This window comes from Rhodanobacteraceae bacterium (assembly GCA_016713135.1).
Classification (GTDB): Bacteria; Pseudomonadota; Gammaproteobacteria; order Xanthomonadales; family SZUA-5; genus JADKFD01.
The window spans coordinates 394,194-411,770 of record JADJPR010000020.1 but is presented as its reverse complement, the minus strand read 5'-3'; the positions used below and the strand labels follow the sequence as shown (position 1 = coordinate 411,770).

Below are 17,577 nucleotides of genomic sequence, written 5' to 3'. Positions count from 1 at the left end.
GCTCAGGACGCGTCGGGTTGCGGGACGCAGCCGTTGACATCGCTGCGCGCCAGCCACAGGGTGGCCTGGCGTGCCAGCAGCGCGGCGGTCTGGCGCATCGCCTGGGTAGCCGTTGCAGTGCCCGTCGGGACTGGACGCGCTTCCACGCTGATCGGCTCGGAACTGGCCAGCAGGCGCGCGTCGCGGGTGCACACCAGGCGCAGGCTGATGCTGCCGTGCGCGGCAAAGCTATCGCCCTCTTCGCGCAGTTCGAAGCCATGGATCTCGACGCCCAGGCGGAAGGGCACGGCGTGTGCCTGGGCCAGGCGCACGGCGGCCGGCGCGGCCTTGGCCGCCTCGATCTGCCGCGCGATCGCCTCCTGCAGCAGCTGCGGCACCCCAGCCGCCCAGCGCGCCCCCGGCAGCCACTGGAACTCACCGTCGCTGCGCAGCACCAGAATGTCGCTGCCATCGCGCGGGGCTACCGCGCTCGGCATCTCCACCAGCACCGCGCCCGGCAACGCCCGGTCGACGCTCATCGCCGCGGGATCCGGGAAGGCGTACTGCGCGCGCTCGCCTGTTTCCGGGAGCAGCCCGCCCAGGCAGCCGCCCAGCGCCAGCGCCAAAGCCATCGGTCCCAGCCATCGAGCCAGTCTCATTTGCCGCGGTACTCCTTCGGTCGGTCGCGCTGCAGCAGGTAGTCCGCCGGGGCGGTTTCCAGCCGCGTGGCGATGCGGTTGAGGCTGGCCGCCAGAGATTGCAGGTCGCCGAGCGCAGCGTTCAGGCCGGGCACGCCCTGCTGCGCAAGTTGCTCGATCTGGGCGGCGTTGGTGGCCAGCAGCTGGTCGACTTCGGCAGCGATCGCGCGCAGTGAGGCCAGCGTCTGGCGCAGGTCCTTCGCAGAGCCCTGGAGGTCTCCGGCGAGCATGCGGTCGGCGCGTTCCAGGGTCTCACCGGCATCGGCGGCGAGGCGTTCGACCCGGTCGGCCGCTGCGCTCAGGTCGGCGAAAGTCTGGTCGGCATTGCGGAAGGTCTGGCCCAGCGCGGCCTTGTCGCTGTCGTACTGCGCGGCGACCGCCTCGACATGCGCCAGGGTCTGGTCCAGCCGCGCGATGTTCTCGTCGCTCAGCACCTGGTTGATCCGGCCCAGGGCCTCGCTCACGCGCGTCAGCACGTCGCCGCCATCAGTCATGAACTTCTGGAAGGTGCTCGGCTGGGCCACGATCAGTGCCACTTCCGCGCCCTCGGGCGGCTCGGCGGGCGGTGCATCCGGCTTGCCCGCCACCAGTTCGATGATCGCCACCCCGGTCAGCCCGGTGTAGGTCAGGCGCGCCGAGGTGTCGCTGCGGATCGGTGTCGCCGCGTCCACCCGCACCCGCGCGAGCACATTCGCCGCATCCGCCTTGTCCAGCGTCAGCCGGCGTACCTCACCGACCTGGATGCCGTTGAAATTGACCGCCGCGCCCTTGGTCAGCCCGGTCACGGTCTCACGGAAAAGCACGTCGTACTCGTCGAACTCCGCATCCAGGTTGACCTTGGCCACCCACAGCGAGAACAGCAGCCCGCCGAGCAGGGTCAGCAACACGAAGGCTCCGATCAGGACGTGGTGGGCGCGGGTTTCCATCAGGGCCGTGAAAAGTGAAAAGTGAAAAGTGAAAGGACGCTCATGGCGACACCGCGGCGAGCGTGCGCGCCTGAGTGTACGCCATGCGTGCGCGCGGGCCCTGGAAGCACTCGCGGATCCACGGATGGTCCATCTGTTGCACGGTTTCGGGCGCATCCACCGCGATCACGTGGCGGTCGGCCAGCACCGCGATCTTCTCGCAGATGCGGTAGACGCTGTCGAGGTCGTGGGTGATCAGGATCACGGTCAGGTGCAGCGCCTGGTGCAGGGTGGAGATCAGCTCGTCGAAGGCCGCCGCGCCGATCGGGTCCAGACCGCTGGTCGGTTCGTCGAAGAACAGGATCTCCGGGTCGAGCGCCAGTGCCCGCGCCAGCCCGGCGCGCTTGCGCATGCCGCCGGACAGCGCCTCGGGGTATTTGTCGGCCGCATCCGGTGGCAGTCCAACCAGCGCGATCTTCAGCCGCGCCACTTCGGCGATGAAATGCTCGTCGAGCTGGCTGTGCTCTTTCAGCGGTACCATCACGTTCTCCAACACGGTCAGCGAGGAGAACAGCGCGCCGTCCTGGAACATCACGCCGATGCGCCGTTCCAGCGCACGGCGGTCGGCCTCCGGCAGCTGCGCCACCTCCTGTCCGAACCACCACACGCGCCCGGCCTGGTAGGGCTGCAGGCCGAGGATCGAGCGCATCAGCACGCTCTTGCCCGCGCCGGAACCGCCGATGATCCCGAGCACGCCGCCCTTGTGGATGTCGAGGTCCAGGTTCTCGTGCACCGTCTGCGCGCCGAAACGGTTGGTCAGGCCGCGCACGCTCATCACCACCTCGCTCACAGGTCCATCTCCATGAAGAAGATCGCTGCGATGGCATCCACCAGGATGACCAGGAAGATCGATTGCACCACCGAGGACGTCGTGTGGCGCCCGACCGATTCAGCGCTGGCCTGCACCTTGAGGCCCTCCAGGCAGCCCACCAGCGCGATGATGATCGCGAACAATGGCGCCTTCGAAAGACCGACCAGGAGATGGCGGAGTTCCGCGGTTTCCTGCATCCGCGCCAGGAACAGGCCCGGCGAGATTCCGAGCTCGGTGCCGCCGACCAGCGCGCCGCCGATGATGCCGGAGAGCACCGCGAGGAAGCTCAGCACCGGCATCACCACCAGCAGCGCCAGCACCCGCGGAATCACCAGCAGTTCCATCGGGTCGAGCCCGAGCGCACGGATTGCGTCGATTTCCTCGCGCGCCCGCATCATGCCGATCTCGGCGGTGTAGGCGCTGCCCGAGCGCCCGGCGATCATGATCGCGGTCAGCAGCACGCCGAACTCGCGCATGAACGAAAAGCTCACCAGCTCCACGGTGAACACCTGGGCGCCAAAATCCGCCAGCACCGTGGCGCCGAGGAAAGCCACCACCGCGCCGACCAGGAAGCTCAGCAGGCAGACGATCGGCACCGCATCCAGGCCCGCGCGCTCCATGTGGTGCACCGCGCTGGTCCAGCGCAGTTTTTGTCGCCCTGCAGCGATCGCCAGCGCGGTGGTCAGCGTCTGGCCGAAGAAGCCCAGCAGCAGCTTGAGCTGCATCCAGGCGAACTCGGTGGCCACCCCGGCGCGCTCCAGCATCGGCAGCAGGCCAAAAGGTTTGCGTTTCTTCATCCGCGGGGCGGCGATGCGCTCGCCGACGAGATTCAGGAGGTCGTGGTCGGCGCTGCGCAGGCCATCGATCGGCGGCCAAGGTGCGCGTCCCAGCCAGCGCTGGATCAGCAGCAGCGCCCCGGCCGTGTCGAGTGCGGTCAGGCCGCTGGCATCCACCCGCGCTGGCCGGTGATCGCCACCGGCATGCAGGTGCTGGGTGCGCCGCTCCATCGCCGGCAGCCCGGCGACCGTCCAGTCGCCCACCAGGCGCAGCACGCCCTGCGCATCGTCCAGGGTGAAATCGGCTGCCGTCATGCGCTGGACTGCTGAGTCAGCGGACCACCAGCACCGGCAACTCGCTGTGCGTCAGCACTTTCTGCGTCTCGCTGCCAAGGATCAGCGCTGCGATCCCGCGCCGGCCGTGCGAGGACATGCAGATCAGGTCGCATCCGAGTTGTTTGGCCGTCGCCAGGATCAGCTTCCACGGGTGGCTGTCGATGCCATGCGTCGTCGCATGGTCGACGCCCGCCGCAGTGCAGGCCGCGATGAAGTCCTTGAGCACCAGTTCGGCCTCCACCGCGGCCTGCTTCACGTACTCGTTCGGCGACGGAAACTGGTAGACCGGGACCATCGCGTCCACCGGTGGAATGTACTCCGGCACCGCGTAGATGCCGGTGAGCTTCGCGCCTACGCGCTTGGCCAGCTCGATGGCGGTCGCGGTGGCGCGCTGCGACAGCTCGGAGCCGTCGATCGGGACCAGGATGTGTCGATACATGGCGGCACCTCGCGGTGGGTGGATGACCTCATCCTAGCTCGTTTGGGCGTAGGGGGATTGATCGGGGCCAAGATCGAGGGTCTTGCCCTCCTCGGGCGGGTGCTCCCCGTGATCAAGTGGGTCGCATCGATCATGGCGCAGTGGCCTGTTGGGTTCTTGGGCTATTGGCTATGTGGGAGCGGGCTTTGCCCGCGATCTTTGCCTCTCGCCTCTCGCCTCTCGCCTCTCGCCTCTCGGCTCTCGCTTCTCGCTTCTCGCTTCACAAGCAAATGCGTTTCGGCCGCCAGGCCGAAACGCTCTTGCTCTTGATCTTAAGGCCAGAATCCAGAATCCCGAAGCCGCAATCCGCCCCATCATTCCTGGCAAAGCGCCTGCCTCGAAAACAGGGAGGGCAAGGCAACCCTCATTTCCCTGCCAGAGGTGCTGGCCCATCGATGCCCGGGCAATCGGCTCCCACTCCCGGCGCAACGCCATCCGCCGCAACACCTGAAGGCAGGCGCCGCCGCCGGCACATCCTTCCTGTCCGAGTCCATCACCACCATGCGCTGCGCCTGCTGGCCGCCGCGACATCCTCGAACACCGGGGCCACGACGATCAGTTCGGGGGTGTTCAGGGCGCGGCGGCCACCGGCATCACGGTGTACAGCCCCCGCGCATGCAGCGGCGTACCTCCTCCAGCCAGGACGGGGCGAACGGCGTCAGGCCGGGACCGAGCATCAGGTGCGTTGGGCCCGCCTGCGAAACCATCGCCAGCACATGCTGGCCCACCCGGGGAACCTGGCCGCATTGGCCGCCGGCAGGCACCATCAGGGTCTCCGGGGCCTCGCCCTTCAGGCGTTCGTAGACAAACAGCTCGACCTGGATCTGGGGATCGGCCGACGCGGCGAGTGTGGGTGCCATCACCATCTCGACCGGCGGGGGCGGTGGCGCGCCGGACGCGGAGGGGACGTTGTCAGGGGGAGCCTGCGCTTCGATCGCGTGGCGCTGCATCGCTGCCCGGTGCTGGCGCAGCGCGTCCAGGCGCCCGGAGGCCCGGATCGAGATCACTTCGCCGATGACCACCATGCGCATGCCGACGCCGCCATCGCGCAATGCCTGTTCGGGGAAGGCAGCCGGGCTGCACGCAAGGGAGGGCATCGAAAGCAGCAGGGAACTCGCCAGAAACAGGCCGAGGAGTCGCGCGCAATCGCTCACGGCGCGCACGGGGCATGGTCTTCCAGCATCCGCCGACCTGGGCTGGGCATCGACATCCTCACCAATGGAACCCCCAGCATTGATCGCGCGCCGCCCAGGTATCAGTTCAGGTACTGCCCAAGCTCCAGGATGCATTGCTCCTGTTCGCGCGGGCAGTACGGCCCCGGGCCCTGATTGCCTCCCAGCGTGAGGTTGACGTAGTAGGTCTGGCCGGGCACCAGTTCGCAGCGGAACGGGCTGCTGCCGGTGGTCCAGGTCACGCTCTGGATCTGGGCGAGTTCCGAAATGCAGCGCGCGCCGGTGTAGGCAGGATCGAAGCACCCTGGCGTCCGCGAAATGGACACCAGGCCCAGGCTATTGGCGCCCGGTGGGACGGGGGTGCCGAGCAGTTCTCCGAATTGGCCGGCAGGCCCCGCAGTGAAGCGCAGCGTGACATAGGAGAGTGCCGGCGGGGTAAACCGCACCGAATTGTTGTAACCGGGCCATTGCTGCTGGTACAGATCGCTCCACTCGAAGGGAAAGAAGGTGGCGTAGGGCGGAACACAGGTTGCGTCCTCGAACCCGTCGGCGTAGATCGGCAGCTCTCCCGTTGTCTCCGCGCTGGCGGCCCCCGCCAGGCAGAGAGCGACCAGGCCGTGACGAACTCGTACAGACGGACAGATGCAGTTCATCGTCGCGTTCCCGGAAGTGCGGCAGAGTGGATCGGTATCGATTGTGACAAGGGTAGTCGGGACTGTCGAGGTGGTTCGCCGCCGCGCGTTGACCGCAGTCGGTGGCGCGGGCGCCGGTCTGCTAGTGTGGTGTTCCGTAATTACCTTGAATTATTTCCGCGCCTTTGCGCCGATGCGTTGCTCGTCGCGCCATAGCCCTGCTATGACTCCTCCTCTCGCCTTGCCCGCCGCAAAATTCATCGAAATTTCTTCAACTTAATTACGGAACACCACACTAGCCTCACGACTGGTGGCATGGGAGCTGATTGATGGCCTGCATCTGCCAGGATCCCCGCGGCTTTCTCGGCGACCCGCCAGAGAAGTTCGCAGAGATCGTGATCGATCGCGAGAGCGGTCGGTTTCCGGCCGTCATCGAGGTGCACTGCAGCGTCTGCGGCGCGCGCTGGAAGGTGCTGCAGATTCCCTACGGCGGCATCTATGGCGACTTCGAATGGCAGCGCGTCGAGGCGCCGCCTTGAGCCGTCGCCGGCGCCTCAGCGCAGGCTGGCGTTGAGCTTGGCCAGCGCGGCGCTGCCGGGGCACAGATCGGCGGTGCCCAGCTTGTTCAGTGGCGTGCGCACGGTGTTCAGATGCTGGTGGAAGTCCGCCGCCTCGGGATCCACGTAGAGCAATCCGGTCACCACCTCGCCCTTCTCATGGTGGTGGGTGATGTAGTCCAGCGCACCGATGCGGTTGCACGGGTCGTAGTCGGCGCCAATCCTGCGCAGGCGCAGCAGGCTGCCGTCGTGCTGCGCCACTTCGATCATGCCCTCGTCCGGCTGCGCCACTTCGATCGGCGCGCGGCCCTCGATCACGTCGAGGCGGTTCACCGCCTCGTTGTGCTCGCGCACGTAGTCGTAGCTGCGGGTGCTGCCGGCGTGATTGTTGAAGGCCACGCAGGGACTGATGACGTCGATGAAGGCGGCGCCGCGGTGGTGGATCGCGCCCTTGATCAGCGGCACCAGCTGCGCCTTGTCGCCGGAGAAACTGCGCCCGACGTAACTGGCGCCCAGTTGCAGCGCGAGGCCGACCAGGTCGATCGGACTGTCGGTGTTGACCACGCCCTTCTTGCTCTTCGATCCGGCATCTGCGGTGGCCGAGAACTGGCCTTTGGTCAGGCCGTAAACGCCATTGTTCTCGACGATGTAGACCATGTTCACGCCGCGCCGCATCGCATGCACGAACTGGCCGATACCGATCGACGCCGAGTCGCCGTCGCCCGACACGCCGAGGTAGAGCAGATCGCTGTTGGCGAGGTAGGCGCCGGTCAGCACCGAGGGCATGCGCCCGTGCACGGTGTTGAAGCCGTGCGACTGGCCAAGGAAATAATCCGGGGTCTTCGACGAGCAGCCGATGCCCGACAGCTTGGCCACCCGATGCGGCTCGATGTCGAGCTCCCAGCAGGCCTGGATGATCGCCGCAGAGATCGAGTCATGCCCGCACCCCGCACACAGGGTGCTGATCCGGCCCTCGTAGTCGCGCCGGGTGAAGCCAACCTTGTTCGGCTTCAGGCTCGGATGATGGAGTTTGGGTTTGGCGAGGTAGGTCATGGCGGGGTCAGGCGGTGAACGGCGCGGATGTGCGGGATCGATCGGCGGCAGGGCAGGAGGGCCTTGAACGAGGGCACGAGTGCATGAGGCGACGCATGTCGCGGTTCAGGGTCTTCGGCGCGATGCCGCAGGGTCATGACGGCATTCCCGCTCTCGCGGTTGGATTCACCGCACCGATCGGGCGCGCTCTTCACGTGCCCTCGTGCCCTCGTGCCCTCGTGCCCTCGTGAAAGACTCACGCCGCTCTCTCTTCCTGCCCCAGCGTGCGAGTGAGGCAGTCGCGCATGGTGCGGATGATGAAGCGGGCGGTGATCGGGGTGCCGTCGTAGTGCAGGATCGGTTGGATCAGGGCGGGATCGAGGCCATATTCCTGCACCAGCAAGGTGCGTAGCTGGGCGTCGCGGTTCTGCTCGACCAGGAAGCACTGATCGTGGGCGAGCACGAAGTCGCGCACGGATTCCGGGAAGGGGTAGGCGCGGATGCGCATCAGGTCGACCGCGATTCCCTCGGCGGCGAAGCGCTCGCCGGCCTCATGCATGGCCGGGCTGGTGGAACCGTAATAGAGCACGCCGATGCGCGTCGGGCGTGTGGCCGGGGTGAGCGCAGGCTGCGGTACCAGGCCGCGCGCGGTGACGAACTTGCGCACCAGCCGGTGCATGTTGTCGAGGTAGTCCGGGCCGCGCTCGGAATAGCCGGCGTCGACATTCTTGGTGGTGCCGCGGGTGAAGAAGGCGCCGCGCTGCGGATGGGTGCCGGGCCAGGTGCGGAAGGGGATGCCGTCGCCATCCACGTCGCGGTAACGGCCGAAGGCCCTGCCGGCTTCCAGCTCGTCGTAGCCCAGCACCTTGCCGCGGTCGTGCACGCGCGCATCGTCCCACTCGAAGGGCTTGCACAGCCGTTGGTTCATGCCGATGTCGAGGTCGAGCATGACGAACACCACGGTCTGCAGGCGGTCGGCGAGGTCGAGCGCGGTGGCCGAGAATTCGAAGGCCTCGTGCGGATCCTCGGGGAACAGCAGTACATGCTTGGTATCGCCGTGCGAGGCCCAGGCGCAGGCAAGGATGTCGGCCTGCTGGGTGCGCGTCGGCATGCCGGTCGACGGGCCGCCGCGCTGCACGTTGATGATCGTCGCCGGGATTTCGGCGAAGTGCGCCAGGCCGATGAACTCGGTCATCAGCGACACGCCCGGGCCCGATGGTGGCGGTGAAGGCGCGCGCGCCGTTCCAGCCGGCGCCGACCACCATGCCGATCGAGGCGATCTCGTCCTCGGCCTGCACGATGGCGTACTTCTTCTGGCCCTCGGGCGTCGTGCGGAACTTGCGTGCGTATTTTTCGAAGGCTTCGGCGACCGAGGTCGACGGGGTGATCGGGTACCAGGCGCACACGGTCGCGCCGCCGTACACGCAGCCCAGGCCCGCAGCGGTATTGCCGTCAACGAAGATGCGGTCGCCCACGTTGTCCGCGCGCCTGACCTGCAGGCCGATCGGCTTCAGGTTGTCGGCTGCCCACTGGCGGCCGAGGCGGAAGGCGTCGATGTTCGGTTGCGCCAGCTGCGGCTTGCCCTGGTACTGCTCGCCGAGCAGCTTCTCGACCACCTCCGGCTCGATGCCGATCAGGTACGAGAGCCCGCCGAGGTAGAGCACGTTCTTCAGCAGCTGGCGCTGGCGCGGGTCGTCGTAGTGCTTGACCGTCAGCAGCGTCAGCGGCATCCCGATGACATTGATGTCCTCGCGGAAGGCCGATGGCGGCATCGGCTTGGTGCTGTCGTAGAACAGGTAACCGCCCGAGTCCACCTCGGCCACGTCCGTGGCCCAGGTCTGCGGGTTCATGGCGACCATCAGGTCGACGCCGCCGCGCCGCCCGAGATGGCCGGCCTCTGAGACCCGCACCTCGTACCAGGTCGGCAGGCCCTGGATGTTCGACGGGAAGATGTTGCGCGGACTCACCGGCACGCCCATGCGCAGGATCGCCTTGGCGAACAGCTCGTTCGCCGACGCCGAGCCCGAGCCGTTGACGTTGGCGAACTTGATGACGAAGTCGTTGGTGGCGGTCAGCATGCGGGGCTCTGTCGGGAAAGGCCTTTTTGTCCGCAAAGGACGCAAAGGACGCAAAGAGAAGCGAGAGAACAGATGAATTTCGGCACACGCGAGCGGTCGCCAGCCGAGGTCCGCAGCCATCCGCCAGGCGCAATTCCGGTTCCGCTCTTCTTTGCGTCCTTTGCGTCCTTTGCGGACAAAAACTCTGCGCTCACGCCGCGGACCTCAGGGGTTCCGCGGACCTGCACCCCGGCCCCGCGTGGATCATTTCGAGGAAGAATTTCTGCATGTCCCAGGCGCCGGTGGGGCAGCGCTCGGCGCACAGGCCGCAGTGCAGGCAGAGGTCTTCGTCCTTGACCATCGCGCGGCCGGTCTTGAGGCCGTCGGCGACGTACAGGTCCTGGGTCAGGTTCAGCGCCGGCGCGGTCAGGCGCTGGCGCAAATCGGCTCCCTCACCGTTGGCGGTGAAGCTGATGCAGTCCATCGGGCAGATGTCGACGCAGGCGTCGCACTCGATGCACTTGTTCAGCGTGAACACGGTCTGGACGTCGCAGTTGAGGCAGCGCTGGGCTTCCTTCCACGCCAGCTTGGGATCGAAGCCGAGCTCGACCTCCATCTGGATGTTGTTGAGGGTCTGCTCCGGCGGTGCCCACGGCACCTTGTTGCGCGCCGCGGCGGTGATGTCGTTGTCGTAGGCCCATTCGTGGATGCCCATCTTCTGCGACACCAGCAGCGGCGCCGGGATCGGGCGATGCGCGATGTCCTCGCCGGAGAGCAGCTTGTCGATGGAGACTGCGGCTTCGTGCCCATGGGCCACGGCCCAGATGATGTTCTTCGGGCCGAAGGCGGCGTCACCGCCGAAGAAAACCTTGGGGTGGGTCGACTGGTGCGTCTTCGGGTCCAGTTTCGGCAGGCCCCAGCGGTCGAACTCGACGCCGGCATCGCGCTCGATCCACGGGAAGGCGTTTTCCTGGCCGACCGCGATCAGCACCTCGTCGCAGTCGATCTCCACGTCCGGCTCGCCGGTCGGCAGCAGCTGGCGCCGGCCCTGCGCGTCGATCTCGGGACGCACCTTCTGGAACTGCATGCCCGAGAGCACGCCGTCGTAGTGCAGGAAGGCCACCGGCACGAGGTAATTGCGGATCGGGATGCCCTCGTGCTGCGCGTCCTCCTTCTCCCACGGCGAGGCCTTCATCTCGTCGAAACCCGAGCGCACCACGACGGTGACGAACTCGCCGCCGAGACGGCGCGCCGAGCGGCAGCAGTCCATCGCGGTGTTGCCGCCGCCGAGCACGATGACGCGCCGGCCGACCTTGTGCACGTGGCCGAAGGACACCGAGGCCAGCCAGTCGATGCCGATGTGGATGTGCGCGGCGGCCTCGCGGCGGCCGGGAATGTCGAGATCGCGCCCGCGCGGCGCACCGCAGCCGACGAAGATCGCGTCGAAGCCCTGCGCCAGCAGGTCCTTCATCGAATCGATGCGCTGGCCGGCGCGGAACTCGGCGCCCAGCCGCAGCGCATAGCCCACTTCCTCGTCGATCACCGATTCCGGCAGGCGGAAGCGCGGGATCTGCGAGCGGATGAAGCCACCCGCCTTGGTCTCGCCATCGAACACCACGACCTCGTAGCCGAGCGGGGCCAGGTCGCGTGCGACCGTCAGCGAAGCAGGGCCGGCGCCGACACAGGCGACGCGCTTGCCATTGCGCTGGGCGGGAGGCTCGGGCATGCGCTCGCTGACATCGCCCTTGTAGTCGGCGGCGACGCGCTTGAGGCGGCAAATCGCCACCGGCTCCGGGGTGTGCCCGGCGGTCTCCTCGACCCGTCCGCGGCGGCAGGCCGGCTCGCACGGACGGTCGCAGGTGCGCCCGAGCACGCCCGGGAACACATTCGACTTCCAGTTGATCATGTACGCGTCGGCGTAGCGCTCATCCGCAATCAGGCGGATGTACTCCGGCACCGGCGTATGCGCCGGGCAGGCCCACTGGCAATCGACCACCTTGTGAAAGTAGTCCGGCTGCCGGATGTCCGTCGACTGCATCGATGCCTCCCTGAAGGCCTGCGCGCGGCGAGTCTACTCTTTCCGATGAGGCCTGGAGGTTGCGGTGGGTCAGGGCTTCGCGAGTTGCCCGGCGGGCGGTCGTGGGCCCTTGGCCGGGAAGGTTGTGGGTTCTGGGTTGTGGGTTTTGGGCAGCAGGATCAAAGGCCGGCAGGCCGACAGACAGAGGGAGCGGCTACAGCCGCGATCTCTTGCTTGCGGCCGTCGGAAAGATCGCCGACGGAGTCGGCTCCCACAGGCTTGCGGTGTGCGAGCTTCGCCCAAACCCACAACCCACAACCCACAACCCACAACCCACAACCCACAACCCACAACCCACAACCGGCTTCTCAGTAGTAAGTCATCGACGCCGCATTCAGCAGCCCCACGCTCACCGACACCGTGGCAACGAAATTGGCGGCGGCCTGTTCGCCGCGGGCGATGCGGTCGGGCAGGCCGTTCAGCACCAGGCGCAGGACGAGGAAGGTGAGCACCTGGACGATCAGCGCGACCAGGCCCCACAGGGCGCAGTCGAGCAGGCTGATCGCATTGGTGATGGCGCTGTGCAAGGGTAGCGCGAAGCCCAGCAACGAGCCGCCGAGCGCGGTGGCGGCGGCGTTGTTGTTCAAGCGGATCAGGGTGAACTCATACTGCGGGGTCAGCCGGGTGTAGATCAGCAGGTACAGCATCGTCAGCGCGATGGACAGGCCGAAGTAGGCGAGGAAGGCGGGCAGGCCCTGCAGCGAGGTCTCAGCCGAGGTCCACATGGGCGGCTCCGGGTGGCGCGATGGCGCGAGCATAGCCGCGCGCCCGGCGGCGGTGGCGCCGTGGCGATGCTGTAGATTTCGCCCCGAGTCCCCTGCGCGAGCTCGCCTTGCCCGCCGTCCCTCTTTTCGATGCCGCACGTGTCCAGGCGCCCCACCTGGCGGCGATCCGTGCCGCGATCGAGCGCGTGCTGGCGTCCGGGCGGTTGGTCCTCGGACCCGAGGTGGCGCGCTTCGAGGAGGCCTTCGCGCGCTACTGTGGCGTGGCGCAGGCCATCGGCGTCGCGAATGGTTCGGATGCGCTGGAACTGGCGCTGCGCGCAGTCGGCGTCGGAGCTGGCGACCGTGTCGTTGCGGTGGCCAATGCCGGTGGCTATGCGACAGTGGCGATCCGCGCTTGCGGCGGCCTGCCGCTCTACGCCGAGATCGATCCGGAGACTCTGCTGATGGATGCCGCAGCGCTGGCGCCGCTGCTGGCTTGGCAGCCGCGGGCGGTCATCGTCACCCACCTGTACGGGCGCCTCGCGGCGGTCGAGGCCATCGCGGCCGAATGTGCGGCGCGCGGCATCGCATTGATCGAGGACTGCGCCCAGGCACACGGCGCGCAGCGCGGTGGGCGGCGCGCCGGCAGCTTCGGCGTCATCGGCTGCTTCAGTTTCTACCCGACCAAGAATCTCGGCGCGCTCGGCGACGGGGGGGCGCTCATCACGAACGATCCCGCGCTGGCGGCGCGCCTGCGCGCGCTGCGCCAGTACGGCTGGGAATCGAAGTACCACGTGACCCTGGACCATGGCCGCAACTCGCGGCTGGACGAGATCCAGGCGGCCATCCTGATGGCCAGACTGCCACACCTGGACGCCGAGAATGCGCGGCGACGAGCGATCGCGCGGGCCTGCGACACGGGCCTGCAGGGGAGCCCGGCGCGCCCGCTGGCTGGTCGCGGCGGCGAGGACGATGTGGTCCACCTGTACCTGGTGCGCCACGCGCGGCGCGAAGCCCTGCGCGAGCACCTGACCCGCAGCGGGGTCGGCTGCGATGTGCACTATCCGGTTGCCGATCACCTGCAGCCGGCTTGGCGTGCGGCTTCACCGCCGGCGCTGCCGGCCACCGAGCAGGCGGTCGGCGAGATCCTGACCCTGCCTTGCCACCCGGCCATGACCGACGAGGAGGTGCAGCATGTCATCGCAGCCGTTCGCGCCTTCGGCTGAGTGCACGGTGGTCGTGCCGGTGTACCGCAACGCGGGCAACATCGCGCCGCTGCTGCTGCGTCTGGCCGAGTTGCACGCGCGCGTGCCGGGCGGGATCGAGCTGGTGTTCGTGGTCGACGGCAGCCCGGACGATTCGCACGCGCGCCTGGCCGCGGCGCTGCCGGCGCAGCCCTTCGCCGCACAGCTCCTGCTGCTGTCGCGCAATTTCGGCTCATTCGCCGCCATCCGCGAGGGCCTGTCGGTGGTGCGCACGCCCTGCAGCGCGGTGATGGCGGCGGATCTGCAGGAGCCGATCGAGCTGATCGAGCAGTTCTTCGCCGAGTTGCGCGCGGACCGCGCCGATGTGGTCGTCGGCCACCGCGCCGGGCGGCACGATCCGTTCTTCGACCGGATGGCCTCGGGGCTGTTCTGGTGGAGCTACCGCAAGCTGGTGCAGAAGGAGCTGCCGCCCGGCGGCATCGATGTGTTCGGCTGCAACGATGCCTTCCGCCGGCACCTGCTCCGGTTCAGCGAATCGCATACCTCGCTGGTGGGCCAGATCCTGTGGCTGGGCTTTCGCCGCCTCGCCTTGCCTTATGTGCGCCAGCCGCGCGAGATCGGCCAGAGCGCCTGGACCTTCCGCGGCAAGCTCAAGTACCTGTCGGACAGCGTGTTCGCCTTCTCCGATCTGCCGATCCGCTTGTTCACGCTTGCTGGCGGCCTGGGTCTGCTTGCTTCGGTGCTGCTGGCGCTCATCGTGCTGGCGGCGAAGCTCTCCGGCGCTGTGCCGGTGCCAGGCTATGCCGCCACCGTGCTGACCATCCTGTTCTTCGCCGGGATCAACTTGCTCGGACTGGGCATCATCGGCAGCTACGTCTGGCGCGCCTTCGAGAACACCAAGGCGCGCCCGCTGGCGGTGGTGATGCGTGCCGAGTCATCTCAGGGTGCACCGGTCGGCCGGAAAGAGCAGTTGTCCGCAAAGGACGCAAAGGACGCAAAGAAGAGCGAAAATTGAAAAGGGTTCGGCTAGGTCGCCGTCAAGCCGAAATGCCTGAGCTTTCCCTTTGCGTCCTTTGCGTCCTTTGCGGACAAAATCCTTTTCCCGGCTAACCGAAGGCATCCATGCCCATCCTGATCCACCCGCAAGCCCTCTGCGAAAGCCCGCACATCGGCGAGGGCACCCGCGTGTGGGCCTTCGCGCATGTGCTGCCGGGCGCGCGCATCGGCGCGGACTGCAACATCTGCGACGGGGTGTTCGTCGAGAACGACGTGATCGTCGGCGACCGAGTCACGGTCAAGTGCGGGGTGCAACTGTGGGACGGCGTGCGCCTGGAGGACGATGTGTTCGTCGGGCCGAACGCCACTTTCAGCAACGACCGCTTCCCGCGCAGCCGCCAGCGGCCGCCGGCGTTCCTGCAGACCCTTGTGCGCAAGGGGGCGTCGATCGGTGCGAATGCAACGCTGCTGCCGGGCATCACCATTGGCGCCGGGGCGATGGTCGGCGCCGGCGCAGTGGTGCTGCGTTCGGTACCGCCGAATGCCATTGTGGTCGGTAACCCGGCGCGCATCGTCGGTTACACGCACACGACCGAGGTCGCCGGAAGCGACACCGTGCTCCCGGCGCCCGCGACCGGCGCGAGCGGCATCGGCGGCGTCGAACTGCGCCCGCTGACGCGTGCCATCGACATGCGCGGTTCGCTCGCGGCGGCCGAGTTCGGGCGCGAACTGCCCTTCGTGCCGCAGCGCTGCTTCCTGGTCTACGCGGTGCCGAGTGCCGAGGTGCGCGGTGAGCACGCGCACCGCAGCTGCGCGCAGTTCCTGGTGTGCGTTCATGGCCAGGTCACGGCGATGGTGGACGACGGCCGGCGGCGCGCTGAATACCGCCTGGACCGCGCGGACCTCGGCCTCTACATCCCGCCGATGATCTGGGGTACCCAATACCGCTATTCGGCCGACGCGGTGCTGATGGTGCTCGCATCCGAGCCCTACGACGGCGGCGACTACATCCGCGACTATGCAGAATTCCTCGCGCTCGCGGGGGCCGCTTCCTGATGCTGCAGCAGGGTCTGCGCTTCGTGATGGTCGGTGGTTTCAACACCGTGGTCACCTACGCGATCTACTGCGTGCTGGTGATCTGGTGGCACCCGCAGTTGGCCTGGTTCACGGTGTTCCTGATCGGCCTGGCAATGGGTTTCGTGCTGCATACGCGGGTGGCCTTCCGCGCAACGCTGGCGCGTCACAAGGCGCTGGCCTACCTCGGCGTGCAGTTGTTCGCGTATGGCTTCAGCAGTGCGGTCATCCATGTCGGAACCACCTGGCTCGGGCTTGGGCCGCGCATCGCTGCGGCCCTGGCCATCGGCCTCAATGTGCCGGTTTCCTTCGTGCTTTCGCGTCGCGCCCTGAGCGATCGTCCGCCGCCGATCGGTTAGCGTATGCGCGATGAGCCGATCGCACGCATTCACTTGAACCCGCACAGCCACTCGCAACGGTGGGTGCTCGCAGTCCCGTTGCTGCTGGTGGCGCTGGCCCATGCGCCCGGTTTCGGCGGCTGGTGGCTGGGCGACGACCTGACCAATCTGCACCACTTCCACCATTGGGCGGAGCAGGGTCGGTTGTGGTCGGATACCTGGGCACGCTTTTTCCAGGGGATATCTGCGGAGGGTTCCGCTTATCGCCCGCTGTCGATCCTGAGCCTCTCGGCCAACCAGGCCATCGCAGGCAGCCATTACCCCGGCTGGTACGCGGCCAACTACCTGGTACACCTGGCCAACACCGCGCTGGTGGCGCTGCTGGTGTTGCGGCTCGCGGCGCACGCCGGGGTGCCGGCGCGGCTGGCTGCGGCGCTCGCGGCGCTGGTGTTCGGCCTGGCGCCCACGCTGGCCGAAGGGGTGTACTGGCTGTCGGCGCGCGCCGATGGCTGGGTCACGCTGCTCACGCTGGTGGCGACGTATCTCTGGGCCGGCACGCCGGGCGCAGCGCCGCCGCGCGCGTGGATGCCGCTGGCGCTGGCGGGCTTGCTGACGCTCGGGCTGCTGTTCAAGGAATCGGCGGCTGTGTATCCGCTGCAACTGGGATTGCTGGCGCTCGCATGGCCAGGCCGCAACGGCGCCGCGCGCTGGACGGCGCTGGCGCTCGCCTTGGTCCTGCTTGGGCTGTTCTTCGCCTGGCGTGCGCATCTGTTCGGCCACGCTTTCTGGGTCTACGCCACGCCGAACGCGGAGCAGGCGCAGGTCGACTGGCTGGCGCGGGTGAGCGCGGCGATCGCTTCCGCCGGCCCCTGGTGGAATGCGCTGACCGCAGGGGACCGTGTTTGGACCTGGCCCTACCTCGGTGGCCTGCTGCTGGCCTTGGCGCTCGCCTTCGCCGGCGCGAGCGGGCCCCAGCGAAGGCTGGCGCTGGCCTTGATGTGCGCCAGCGGCGGCATGGCGCTGGCCACCGTGCTCAACCTCGGCACGCTGCTGGCGCATGGCGAGGGCGGGCGGCTCAGTTACGGTCCATTCGCCTGGGCGGCGGTGGCGCTGGGCGTGCAGCTGGCGCGGCCGGCCGGTGCGCGCGCCGCGCACCCTGCGGCGGCGCTGGCCGCGCTTGCCGTGGTCGCCGGGTCGATCCTGGTGCTGCCGCAACTGGCGCGCGTGCGCGACGCGCAGCAGGGATCGGCGGCGCTGGTTGCGGCCCTGCCGGCCTATGTCGACACGCATCCCGGCCACACCCTGCTGCTGGTGCCTGAACTCGATGGCCAGGTCGCCCTGCTGCGCAATGGCCAGGGGGCGATCGCGCTGCCGCCGCTGCAGCGCGAAGGCATGCTCGACCGCGTGCTGCCGACCCTGCCCGGCGAGATCGCGCAGCGCCACGAACGGATCGCCGGCGGCATGCTGACGCAGTTCCAGACTCGGCGCTTCCAGCACCTGCTGGGTGAAGACGTGGCGCGGTTGTACGACCCCGCGCCCGCGCGCTGGCCGGAACGCTATGCCTGCTGGTCGCAGCGCGAGCGCCGGATCATCGACTTGCCGGCGCCTGATCCCGCCGACGCCGCCCGGTGGATCGCCGCGTTGCAGGCGGCGCTGCCGGTGTGTGGCCTGACGCCGCCCGGATGAGCGC

General features: G+C 68.0%; 16 protein-coding genes and 1 pseudogene. 6 read left to right on the top strand and 11 right to left on the bottom strand.

The window, feature by feature from the left end:
* Positions 1 to 2: 2 nt before the first annotated feature.
* The 7 genes from IPK27_16700 to IPK27_16670 form a co-directional block, all read right to left on the bottom strand.
* On the bottom strand, positions 3 to 638 hold the full coding sequence (locus tag IPK27_16700) for a membrane integrity-associated transporter subunit PqiC (protein MBK8069200.1): 636 nt from the start codon (positions 636 to 638) through the stop codon (positions 3 to 5).
* On the bottom strand, positions 635 to 1,603 hold the full coding sequence (locus IPK27_16695; GenBank protein MBK8069199.1) for an MCE family protein: 969 nt from the start codon (positions 1,601 to 1,603) through the stop codon (positions 635 to 637). Before IPK27_16695 ends, IPK27_16700 begins: the two co-directional genes overlap by 4 nt.
* A gap of 40 nt (positions 1,604 to 1,643) precedes the next feature.
* On the bottom strand, positions 1,644 to 2,417 hold the full coding sequence (locus IPK27_16690) for an ABC transporter ATP-binding protein (GenBank protein ID MBK8069198.1): 774 nt from the start codon (positions 2,415 to 2,417) through the stop codon (positions 1,644 to 1,646).
* A gap of 11 nt (positions 2,418 to 2,428) precedes the next feature.
* Positions 2,429 to 3,544, bottom strand: coding sequence for an ABC transporter permease (locus IPK27_16685; GenBank protein MBK8069197.1), 1,116 nt, complete (start codon positions 3,542 to 3,544; stop codon positions 2,429 to 2,431).
* Between the two features lie 16 nt (positions 3,545 to 3,560).
* Entirely contained in the window at positions 3,561 to 4,004 is a 444-nt protein-coding gene (locus tag IPK27_16680) for a universal stress protein (protein MBK8069196.1), read from the bottom strand.
* Between the two features lie 632 nt (positions 4,005 to 4,636).
* On the bottom strand, positions 4,637 to 5,206 hold the full coding sequence (locus IPK27_16675) for a hypothetical protein (GenBank protein MBK8069195.1): 570 nt from the start codon (positions 5,204 to 5,206) through the stop codon (positions 4,637 to 4,639).
* Positions 5,207 to 5,298: 92 nt separating this feature from the next.
* Positions 5,299 to 5,868: a hypothetical protein gene (locus tag IPK27_16670; GenBank protein ID MBK8069194.1), complete on the bottom strand. Its 570-nt coding sequence runs from the start codon at positions 5,866 to 5,868 to the stop codon at positions 5,299 to 5,301.
* A 308-nt stretch (positions 5,869 to 6,176) separates the two neighbouring features.
* On the opposite strand from IPK27_16670, the gene IPK27_16665 reads away from it, so the two are divergent.
* Positions 6,177 to 6,386 carry a hypothetical protein gene (locus IPK27_16665; protein MBK8069193.1) on the top strand — a complete coding sequence of 70 codons (210 nt, stop codon included), beginning with the start codon at positions 6,177 to 6,179 and terminating at the stop codon, positions 6,384 to 6,386.
* Between the two features lie 15 nt (positions 6,387 to 6,401).
* On the opposite strand, the gene IPK27_16660 is transcribed toward IPK27_16665, so the two are convergent.
* From IPK27_16660 to IPK27_16645, 4 genes and pseudogenes are all read right to left on the bottom strand, one after another.
* On the bottom strand, positions 6,402 to 7,457 hold the full coding sequence (locus IPK27_16660) for a 2-oxoacid:ferredoxin oxidoreductase subunit beta (protein ID MBK8069192.1): 1,056 nt from the start codon (positions 7,455 to 7,457) through the stop codon (positions 6,402 to 6,404).
* Between the two features lie 235 nt (positions 7,458 to 7,692).
* Positions 7,693 to 9,514: pseudogene (locus IPK27_16655) on the bottom strand (2-oxoacid:acceptor oxidoreductase subunit alpha).
* A 190-nt stretch (positions 9,515 to 9,704) separates the two neighbouring features.
* Positions 9,705 to 11,531, bottom strand: coding sequence for an FAD-dependent oxidoreductase (locus IPK27_16650; protein MBK8069191.1), 1,827 nt, complete (start codon positions 11,529 to 11,531; stop codon positions 9,705 to 9,707).
* A 347-nt stretch (positions 11,532 to 11,878) separates the two neighbouring features.
* Positions 11,879 to 12,295 carry a DUF350 domain-containing protein gene (locus IPK27_16645; protein MBK8069190.1) on the bottom strand — a complete coding sequence of 139 codons (417 nt, stop codon included), beginning with the start codon at positions 12,293 to 12,295 and terminating at the stop codon, positions 11,879 to 11,881.
* 176 nt (positions 12,296 to 12,471) lie between these two features.
* On the opposite strand from IPK27_16645, the gene IPK27_16640 reads away from it, so the two are divergent.
* From IPK27_16640 to IPK27_16620, 5 genes are all read left to right on the top strand, one after another.
* The gene (locus IPK27_16640) at positions 12,472 to 13,500 is read left to right on the top strand and encodes a DegT/DnrJ/EryC1/StrS family aminotransferase (GenBank protein ID MBK8069189.1); all 1,029 of its coding nucleotides are present in this window, start codon (positions 12,472 to 12,474) and stop codon (positions 13,498 to 13,500) included.
* Positions 13,469 to 14,494: a glycosyltransferase family 2 protein gene (locus tag IPK27_16635; GenBank protein ID MBK8069188.1), complete on the top strand. Its 1,026-nt coding sequence runs from the start codon at positions 13,469 to 13,471 to the stop codon at positions 14,492 to 14,494. The genes IPK27_16640 and IPK27_16635 overlap by 32 nt, the downstream gene beginning before the upstream one ends.
* A 107-nt stretch (positions 14,495 to 14,601) precedes the next feature.
* Positions 14,602 to 15,531 (top strand): WxcM-like domain-containing protein, encoded by a 930-nt coding sequence (locus IPK27_16630; protein MBK8069187.1) that lies wholly within the window; start codon positions 14,602 to 14,604, stop codon positions 15,529 to 15,531.
* Positions 15,531 to 15,908, top strand: coding sequence for a GtrA family protein (locus IPK27_16625; protein ID MBK8069186.1), 378 nt, complete (start codon positions 15,531 to 15,533; stop codon positions 15,906 to 15,908). Before IPK27_16630 ends, IPK27_16625 begins: the two co-directional genes overlap by 1 nt.
* 63 nt (positions 15,909 to 15,971) lie before the next feature.
* On the top strand, positions 15,972 to 17,573 hold the full coding sequence (locus IPK27_16620) for a hypothetical protein (GenBank protein ID MBK8069185.1): 1,602 nt from the start codon (positions 15,972 to 15,974) through the stop codon (positions 17,571 to 17,573).
* The last annotated feature ends 4 nt before the right edge of the window (positions 17,574 to 17,577 follow it).